The sequence below is a fragment of the Pseudomonas sp. TE21435 genome (assembly GCF_056279265.1).
The window spans coordinates 2,733,321-2,742,500 of sequence record NZ_JBWBQZ010000001.1; the positions used below are offsets into that span (position 1 = coordinate 2,733,321).

The 9,180-nt window shown below is 60.9% G+C and carries 6 protein-coding genes, 2 rRNA genes and 1 pseudogene (1 of these 9 cut by a window edge); all 9 read right to left on the minus strand.

The window, feature by feature from the left end:
* Positions 1-2 precede the first annotated feature (2 nt).
* Positions 3-632 carry a glutathione S-transferase family protein gene (locus ACZ9C1_RS12320; RefSeq protein ID WP_139673636.1) on the minus strand — a complete coding sequence of 210 codons (630 nt, stop codon included), beginning with the start codon at positions 630-632 and terminating at the stop codon, positions 3-5.
* Positions 633-809: 177 nt separating this feature from the next.
* The gene (locus ACZ9C1_RS12325; RefSeq protein WP_277505479.1) at positions 810-1,364 is read right to left on the minus strand and encodes a UPF0149 family protein; all 555 of its coding nucleotides are present in this window, start codon (positions 1,362-1,364) and stop codon (positions 810-812) included.
* A gap of 82 nt (positions 1,365-1,446) precedes the next feature.
* Positions 1,447-2,424, minus strand: a complete 978-nt coding sequence (locus tag ACZ9C1_RS12330) for an asparaginase (RefSeq protein ID WP_476254020.1) — start codon at positions 2,422-2,424, stop codon at positions 1,447-1,449.
* On the minus strand, positions 2,421-3,488 hold the full coding sequence (locus tag ACZ9C1_RS12335) for a hypothetical protein (RefSeq protein WP_476254575.1): 1,068 nt from the start codon (positions 3,486-3,488) through the stop codon (positions 2,421-2,423). The genes ACZ9C1_RS12330 and ACZ9C1_RS12335 overlap by 4 nt, the downstream gene beginning before the upstream one ends.
* A 93-nt stretch (positions 3,489-3,581) precedes the next feature.
* Complete coding sequence (locus tag ACZ9C1_RS12340; RefSeq protein WP_102685195.1) at positions 3,582-4,478, minus strand: nitrilase family protein; 897 nt, start codon at positions 4,476-4,478, stop codon at positions 3,582-3,584.
* Between the two features lie 135 nt (positions 4,479-4,613).
* Complete coding sequence (locus ACZ9C1_RS12345) at positions 4,614-4,766, minus strand: hypothetical protein (protein ID WP_277505482.1); 153 nt, start codon at positions 4,764-4,766, stop codon at positions 4,614-4,616.
* A gap of 506 nt (positions 4,767-5,272) precedes the next feature.
* A pseudogene (locus ACZ9C1_RS12350) lies at positions 5,273-6,917 on the minus strand (acetolactate synthase large subunit).
* Positions 6,918-7,240: 323 nt separating this feature from the next.
* A 5S ribosomal RNA gene (gene rrf, locus ACZ9C1_RS12355) occupies positions 7,241-7,356 on the minus strand.
* Between the two features lie 137 nt (positions 7,357-7,493).
* Positions 7,494-9,180 (minus strand): 23S ribosomal RNA (locus tag ACZ9C1_RS12360) (it continues 1,207 nt past the right edge of the window).

Here is a 9,180-nt window from a genome sequence, read left to right on the forward strand (position 1 = left end):
GTTCAGAGCGTGGTCTGCAAACCGATGACAGTGCGTGGCATCGGCACGAAGCCCGGCAGCGCCTCGATCCGGGCCAGCCAGGCGCGCACATTGGCGTACGGCTCCAGCGACACATTGCCCTCGGGGGCGTGGGCGATGTACGAGTAGTTGGCAATATCAGCGATGGTCGCTTGGTCACCTACCAGGAACGGGCCCTTGGCCAATTCGGCGTCGATCACCTTGAGCAAGGTATGGGCGCGGCCAATCACTTCGTCGGTGTTGAACGAGGCGCCGAATACGGTCACCAGGCGTGCCGCGGCCGGGCCGAAGGCCAAAGGGCCTGCCGCCACCGACAACCAGCGCTGCACACGGGCGGCGCCGACCGGATCTTCGGGCAACCAACGCTCGCCGCCATAGGCCTTGGCCAGATAGACGAGGATGGCGTTGGAGTCGGCGATGACGATGCCGTTGTCATCGATCACCGGCACCTGGCCGAAGGGGTTGATGGCCAGGAACCCGGGTTGCTTGTGCTCACCCTTGGCCAGGTCAACGAACACCAGCTCGGTAGGCAGTTCGAGCAGTGACAGCATCAGCTCGATACGGTGGGCGTGGCCGGACTTGGGGAAGTTGTAGAGCTTGATCGGGCTTGGCATGTGCAGGGCTCCAGGTCAGCGCCGGGAGTGGCGCTGCTGGAGGACATGCTGCACGGGATCGGCTGGCAGCAGAATCCGTGCTGGAAGCAATCCAGTATTTCGGCAAGTGGAATAATTACAATCGCGGGGCAAGTCGGGTCGCCGCATCGCCGCTCCCACGCGCCCGCGGTTGCGATCTCAATGCCGGTGCTGTTTCTGGTACTGGTACAACCCCCGCGCCGCCTCGACCACCAGCGGTACACAGGCCTGGCGCTCATCGAAGCTCATCGAGTCGAGCAGCTCGAAGTTGTCCTCCAGACCATGCAGCGAAATGGCCTTGAGCAGACGATCCTGCTCTGGCGGCAGCTCGCTCCACTCGGCCACTTGCGTGCCGCGCATGTAGCCGAAGCACCACTCCTCGAGAATGATCGTCGGGCCCTCTTCGCTCTCGCCCTCTTCGAACATCGGCTCGAAGTCCTCGAGGTCCGTGGCCAACTCTTCGGCCACCTGGCTGGCATAACGCAGCATCAGCGCGGTATACGCTTCTTCATGGGCAGGCTTCTTGAACTTGGGCACCTTGCCACCGGCGACAGAGGGCAGCCATTGCTCAGGGTTGACCTTGTTGGGGGAGCTGGCCAGCGCAGTGAAGAAACCGTTGAGCTCGGCGAGGTTGAGTACCGAATAATCGTTGCCGTAGGTGATCAGCAGGTCTTCGAGGCGGTCGAGTTCTTTTTCGCTGAGCGCGGGGAGCATGGGGTGGGTGTCCTGGGTAAATGTGCGTGCACCCTAGCATAGGCAACGCCTGCCCGCTCCCTTCATGGGAACGGGCATCGGGCTATTGCTGCAGCCACTGCGCCAGCTCGGCCTGCCGCCCGCTACCGGCCAGCAGCCACAACAAGAGCCGACATTTGCGCGGGCAAAGCCAGCCGGCCATGTGCAGGCCGCGGGCCTGCAGGTCGATCTCGCCACCGACGAACCCGTAGGTTCCCCGGGCTGTCGGGCCATTGCCGGTGCGGGTGGCGATAATCACTGGCATGGTGTCTGCGACCTCCTCCAAAGCCTCGGCCCAGGCTTCGCAGACATGGCCTGCGCCAAAGCCGGCAACCACCAGCCCTGAATAGCCCATGCCACCAAGGGCTCGCAGCAGCCGCGTATCGGCATCGAGGCAGGTTTCCAGCAGCACGACCTGGTGACCGACCTGCGCCGGCAGGGGCAACACCCAGCGTGGCGCGGCAGCCTGACGATAGATGGGACAGCCCTCCACCACTTCCCCTAACGCCCCTGCGCCGGGCGATTCGAAGGCCGCCATTGCCAGGCTGGCAGTCTTGCGTACCCGGGCGGCCGAGTGAATCTGGTCGTTGATCACCACCAGCACGCCACGCCCCCGGCTGCCATCGGATATCGCAACCTGCACTGCCGCCAGCAGGTTCGCCGGACCATCTGCGCCCGGCTGGCAGGCCGAGCGCATGGCGCCGGTCATGATCAGCGGAATGTCATGGGGCCAAAGCAGATCGAGGAAATATGCGGTCTCCTCCAGCGTATCGGTGCCCTGGGTAAGCACCACGGCCTGGGCCCCGGCTTGCACTTGTGCGTTTGCCCAGGCCAGCGCATCCAGCATGTCGGTGAATGCCAGGGAGGCGCTCGGCACCAGGCACAACGTGGCGGTGCTGATCTGCGCCAGTTGCTGCAACTGAGGCAGGGCACTCAACAGCGCGGCACAGTCGAGCCGGGGTGTCACACCCTGCCCCGGCGCCCCGGATTGCATGCTGACCGTACCGCCCAGGCTGCCGATGGAAACACGTGGTGCTGTCATGGGTTACCTCCCGCAAGCAGACCAACCAGGGGCACGATACCCAGGGTGCTAATGGCCATGGACAGGACATTGCCGATATAACCGTGCATGTAGCTTGGCAGGCGCTGGCTGATTGCCACGGCAAGCGGTGGCGCGATCAGCGCGCCGAGCACTGCGCTGGCGATGATCACCTGCCAGCTGCCACCCAGTGTCAGCACGGCGGCGGGCACGATCGAGACGATGGGAATATAGGTCGGATACCAGCCCCGCTCCTTCCATTGCCGTCGCCAGAACAGCACACCGACCAGCGATGCCAACCCCTGCCCGGCCACCATCTGCAGCACCAGTTGCGATCCGTAGGCCGGTGCCGCCGGGGCCAATACATAAGCCAGCAATACGCCCAGCAGCAAGCCGAGGCTGGCCAGTTCATTGCCAAAGAACGGCGCTTCGCTGAAATCGGCCAGTACCCGACGCAGGGTCCAGGCCACGCCATAGTCCGGCTGGCTGGCTGTCGCTATGAGCGCTGGGCGCTGTCCATCGCGAACCAGCACCGGGAAGCGTTTGCACAGCAGGAACGCCAGCACACTGGCCAAGGCCATGCCACTGACATTGCCGATCACCACCGGCAACTGCAGCGGGTAGCACAGGTAGTTGACCAGCAGCAGGCTGGCCGGCGTCACCAGCACGGCACCGAGCAGCGCGCCATTGATCGCGACGCGCCAACCGCCGCCAAACAGCAGGACCATGGCCGCCGGCAGCGAGACGAAGGCGACGAAGGTCGGCTGCCAGGTACCACCGTCCAGCGTCCAGCCCCACAACGCATGGCTGAGCAGTAGGCCGAGCAGCGAGCTGATAATCAGCCAGGGCCACAACCCAGTGCCGTAGCAGATGGCGAAGCCCTGCCAGCGATGCCCACGCTGCTGGGCCCAATGCGCAAGGCTCGCCCCCAGCAGCAGCCCCAGTGCCGGCAACTCGTGCTTGTAGAAGGCGACCTCACTGATATCGCCGACCATCCAGCGCAGCCTGCTCAGCGGCTGGTCGAGGGTTGCGACGAGTTGCGCATAATCGGGCCATCCACCCAACATCAGGCTGGCAACGCAAAGCAGCGCGAGGCCCAGGAGTATCAGCGACGACGACCGTTGTCGCGGTAAAGAAAGGTGCTGTTCCATGGCGCCTCCTCAACGTGGCATCGGCGCATGCAGCCGATAACCCAAGGTGGCGTCGTAGAGGTCGGTGCGGCGGTCACGCGGCAGGTCATTGAGGCTGTTCCAGATAGGCGCCGAGCGGGCGGCGCTGAGGTCGACGTCGGCATAGAGGATGCACTCCTCCTCGGCACCGGCCACCTCGCCGATGGGCCAGCCGTTGGTGCCGGCAATCAGCGAACAACCGAGGAAGCGCCCGCCCCGTTCCCGACCGATGCGATTGGCGGCGGCGATATAGACATTGTTGACGTGGGCTGCGGTTATCGTCAGATACGAGGCCATGCAGCGTCCGGCCTCGTCGAACAGCGGCGGCGGTGTCCAGACCCAGTTGTTCAGGCTGCAGATGATGTCGGCGCCCTGCGCTGCCATGAGCCGTGGCACCTCCGGGAACCAGATGTCCCAGCAGATCAGCAGGCCGATGCGGCCGATGGGCGTTTCAAACACCGGGAAGCCCAGGTCGCCGGGGGTAAACCAGAGCTTTTCCTGGTTCCACAAGTGCGCCTTGCGGTAATGCCCGAGCAGCCCCAGCGGGCCGAACAGCACGGCGCTGTCGAAAAGCTTGAGGCCGTCACGCTCGGCGAAGCCTGCAGCCAGATACACCTGCTGCTCACGGGCGAACTCCGCCCAGGCCTGCAGGCATCGTCCATCCTCCAGCGACTCGGCGTGGGCATAGGCCTCGGCGCGGGAGTTGAAGGTGTAGCCGGTGTTGGCCAGCTCCGGCAGCACGATCAGGTTCGCCCCTTCACGCACGGCGCGGCGGGCCAGGGCCAAACCACGGCTCAGGTTACCATCACAATGATCCAGGCCGACCTGCGGGTCGTACTGGATGACGGCAATGCGTACGGGGCTGACGGGGGTGGTGTGTTCCTGCATGGCGGCTTCCTTTTCTGGTTGTTATGGAAGGCCGCCAGTAGAACGGGCATGGCAGGTGGAGCGACAGTCAGCAGGATCCTCTGGAACTGCGGGAGAGTGCGAAAATACGGGGAGGAGCACTCCTACAAAGTTGTTTCAAAGCACCTGTAGAGGCACCTGATAATGCGGATAGTGCTCGAGGGTGAAGCCACCCTTGAAGGGGGCACCCGTGTTGTTGCAGAGGTTGATCACGGTGTCGATGGCGGTGCGCAGACACGGCTCGGCGAGGGAGAACCCCTGAACGGGCACTCAAGGTCGCGGTTGTACTACATCAGGCTATCTGCGTCGTAATAGGCACCCGCCCGGTACAACTTCGCACAACCAAGTGCATTCCTATCTGTCATCCATCTTTGTATGTGGGTGTTTCCAAGATCGATATGCAGCGTGATGGGCTCGCTGATGTTGGTGCAACGCAACAGAATCCGATCGAGTTCAGCTACGCATTTTCCCACCAGCTCGATGTCTGAAAACGCCGTTAACTGAGTGACGTCGCGATAAGGTCGGCGGGATGGTTGTGCGTTGAACCGATGGTCATGGTTTCGGGTTCTCAGGGTAGGTGAAGAGCCTGAGCATGCCGAGAGAGGGAGATGGTGCGTGGTAGATGGGTATCGCGGTGCTGAGTGCGTCGTTGCCAGAACAGACGCAATCGCGGGGCAAGCCCGCTCCCACGCTACCCATTCCCACAAGCCCTGTATTAGCTCTGTGGTTGCGGATGGCGTGGGAGCGGGCTTGCCCCGCGATGAGGGTGCTACGGTTTAGACCGCCAGCGCGCGTTCACGCAGCTCGCTGTTGAGGATGCGGTCGTTCTCGCTGTAGTCGACCGGGCAGTCGATCACGTGCACGCCAGGGGTCTTGATGCAGTGCTCGAGCAGCGGCAGGAAGGCTTCGGCGCTTTCCACGCGGTGGCCATTGGCACCGTAGGCTTCGGCGTATTTGACGAAGTCCGGGTTGCCGTAGTCCAGGCCGAAATCGGTGAAGCCCATGTTGGCCTGCTTCCAGCGGATCATGCCGTAGCCGTCGTCACGCAGGATCACCACGGTGATGTGCATACCCAGGCGGACGGCCGTTTCCAGCTCCTGGCTGTTCATCATGAAGCCGCCGTCGCCGCAGACCGAGATGACCGGGCGATCCGGGTACACCAGGTGCGAGGCCATGGCCGATGGCAGGCCGGCGCCCATGGTCGCCAGGGCGTTGTCCAGCAGCACGGTGTTGGGCTTGTGGGCCTTGTAGTTGCGGGCGAACCAGATCTTGTAGATACCGTTGTCCAGGGCGACGATGCCTTCAGACGGCAGGGCGCGACGGATGTCGGCAACCATGCGCTGCGGATAGACCGGGAAGCGGTCGTCGTCGGCGCCTTCGGCGATCTGCGCTTCGTTCGCTTCGCGGATGGCCATCAGGCGGGTGAAGTCCCAGTGGCTGGTATCGGTCAGCGCTTCGCTGATCTGCCATACGGCGTTGGCAATGTCGCCGATCACTTCTACTTGCGGGAAGTACACGGCATCGACTTCAGCCGAGCGGAAGCTCACGTGGATCACTTCGGTGCCCGCCACGAACCATGAAGAACGGTGGCTTCTCGATCACGTCGTGGCCGATGTTGACAATCAGGTCGGCGGCTTCGACGGCGCGGTGAACGAAGTCACCGGAGGACAGCGCAGCGTTACCCAGGAAGCGCGGGTGACGCTCGTCGACCACACCTTTACCCATCTGGGTGGTGATGAACGGGATGCCGGTCTTGTCGATCAGTTGCTTGAGGACCTTGGCGGTCATCTTGCGGTTGGCGCCGGCACCGATCACCAGGATCGGGTTGCGAGCGTTCTGCAGTTTCTGCACGGCGGCTTCGATGGCCACGTGCTCGGCCAGCGGGCGACGGTGCAGGCTGCGCGGAATCGGCAGGGCGTCGGTCTGCTCGGCGGCGATGTCTTCCGGCAATTCCAGGTGCACGGCGCCCGGCTTCTCTTCTTCCGCCAGGCGGAAGGCTTCACGCATGCGCGCAGGAATGTTGTCGGCCGAGGCGAACTGGTGAGTGTACTTGGTGATGGGGTCCATCATGCCGCACACGTCGATGATCTGGAAACGGCCTTGCTTGGACTTCTTGATCGGTTTCTGGCCGGTGATCATCATCATCGGCATGCCACCCAGGTAGGCGTAGGCGCTGGCGGTCACCAGGTTGGTCGCGCCAGGGCCGAGGGTCGACAGGCTGACGCCGGTCTTGCCGGTCAGGCGGCCGTAGGTGGCGGCCATGAAGCCCGCGGATTGCTCGTGGCGGGTCAGTACCAGCTTGATCTTCGACTTGCGCAGGGACTCGAGCAGGTCGAGGTTTTCCTCACCGGGAATGCCGAACACATACTCGACACCTTCGTTTTCCAGGCATTGCACAACGACATCGGCGGCCTTGGCCATCTTGCTTCTAACCTCAAGTAATAGGACGGTGAAAGTCCAGAAATGCGCAGCACGGTACGCTGGCATCGCTCGGTCCGGGTGCCAGGATTGCCCCGAACCTAAGCCTTGACGCAGGGTAGGTACGGGGAAGTCACTTAATGTGACGGCAATATTGTCGCACCTGTGACGCGGCGATGTGAGGTAGCCGACGAGCAAAGGATTTTTGCGTGATTGTCAGCAAGCGGATCCCGTGTAGGAACAACATACCGTGGGAGCGGGCTTGTCGGAACGCGCAAAGACAAAACCCCTACCTGCTCGCGCAGATAGGGGTTTTGCGAAATGAATCTTGACGATGACCTACTCTCACATGGGGAAACCCCACACTACCATCGGCGATGCATCGTTTCACTACTGAGTTCGGGATGGGATCAGGTGGTTCCAATGCTCTATGGTCGTCAAGAAATTCGGTTGCCAGTACGTCTTTGCAGACATGCCAGCCAATTCGGATATGCGATATTTGTGGGTCGTCGCGAACTTTCGGTTCGTTTCGTCTTCACCACCACAATTTGGCCTCAGCGCAAATTGCTTGGGTGTTATATGGTCAAGCCTCACGGGCAATTAGTATTGGTTAGCTCAACGCCTCACAGCGCTTACACACCCAACCTATCAACGTCGTAGTCTTCGACGGCCCTTCAGGGAGCTCAAGGCTCCAGTGAGATCTCATCTTGAGGCAAGTTTCCCGCTTAGATGCTTTCAGCGGTTATCTCTTCCGAACATAGCTACCCGGCAATGCCACTGGCGTGACAACCGGAACACCAGAGGTTCGTCCACTCCGGTCCTCTCGTACTAGGAGCAGCCCCTCTCAAATCTCAAACGTCCACGGCAGATAGGGACCGAACTGTCTCACGACGTTCTAAACCCAGCTCGCGTACCACTTTAAATGGCGAACAGCCATACCCTTGGGACCGGCTTCAGCCCCAGGATGTGATGAGCCGACATCGAGGTGCCAAACACCGCCGTCGATATGAACTCTTGGGCGGTATCAGCCTGTTATCCCCGGAGTACCTTTTATCCGTTGAGCGATGGCCCTTCCATACAGAACCACCGGATCACTAAGACCTACTTTCGTACCTGCTCGACGTGTGTGTCTCGCAGTCAAGCGCGCTTTTGCCTTTATACTCTACGACCGATTTCCGACCGGTCTGAGCGCACCTTCGTACTCCTCCGTTACTCTTTGGGAGGAGACCGCCCCAGTCAAACTACCCACCATACACTGTCCTCGATCCGGATAACGGACCTGAGTTAGAACCTCAAGGTTGCCAGGGTGGTATTTCAAGGATGGCTCCATGAGAACTGGCGTCCCCACTTCAAAGCCTCCCACCTATCCTACACAAGCAAGCTCAAAGTCCAGTGCAAAGCTATAGTAAAGGTTCACGGGGTCTTTCCGTCTAGCCGCGGATACACTGCATCTTCACAGCGATTTCAATTTCACTGAGTCTCGGGTGGAGACAGCGCCGCCATCGTTACGCCATTCGTGCAGGTCGGAACTTACCCGACAAGGAATTTCGCTACCTTAGGACCGTTATAGTTACGGCCGCCGTTTACCGGGGCTTCGATCAAGAGCTTCGCTTGCGCTAACCCCATCAATTAACCTTCCGGCACCGGGCAGGCGTCACACCCTATACGTCCACTTTCGTGTTTGCAGAGTGCTGTGTTTTTAATAAACAGTCGCAGCGGCCTGGTATCTTCGACCGGCGTGGGCTTACGCAGCAAGTGCTTCACCCTCACCGGCGCACCTTCTCCCGAAGTTACGGTGCCATTTTGCCTAGTTCCTTCACCCGAGTTCTCTCAAGCGCCTTGGTATTCTCTACCTAACCACCTGTGTCGGTTTGGGGTACGGTTCCCAGTTATCTGAAGCTTAGGAGCTTTTCTTGGAAGCATGGCATCAACCACTTCGCGCTCTAATGAGCACTCGTCATCAGCTCTCGGCCTTGAGATCCCGGATTTGCCTAAGATCTCAGCCTACCACCTTAAACTTGGACAACCAACGCCAAGCTGGCCTAGCCTTCTCCGTCCCTCCATCGCAATAACTGGAAGTACAGGAATATTAACCTGTTTTCCATCGACTACGCTTTTCAGCCTCGCCTTAGGGACCGACTAACCCTGCGTCGATTAACGTTGCGCAGGAAACCTTGGTCTTTCGGCGTGCGAGTTTTTCACTCGCATTGTCGTTACTCATGTCAGCATTCGCACTTCTGATACCTCCAGCAAGCTTCTCAACTCA

Excerpts from the sequence above, each read along its gene's own strand:
- ACZ9C1_RS12340 (WP_102685195.1), bottom strand. The coding sequence starts at position 4,478 with ATGCAGGAACACACCACCCCCGTCAGCCCCGTACGCATTGCCGTCATC.
- ACZ9C1_RS12330 (WP_476254020.1), bottom strand. The coding sequence starts at position 2,424 with ATGACAGCACCACGTGTTTCCATCGGCAGCCTGGGCGGTACGGTCAGC.
- ACZ9C1_RS12325 (WP_277505479.1), bottom strand. The coding sequence starts at position 1,364 with ATGCTCCCCGCGCTCAGCGAAAAAGAACTCGACCGCCTCGAAGACCTG.
- ACZ9C1_RS12320 (WP_139673636.1), bottom strand. The coding sequence starts at position 632 with ATGCCAAGCCCGATCAAGCTCTACAACTTCCCCAAGTCCGGCCACGCC.
- ACZ9C1_RS12335 (WP_476254575.1), bottom strand. The coding sequence starts at position 3,488 with ATGTTGGGTGGATGGCCCGATTATGCGCAACTCGTCGCAACCCTCGAC.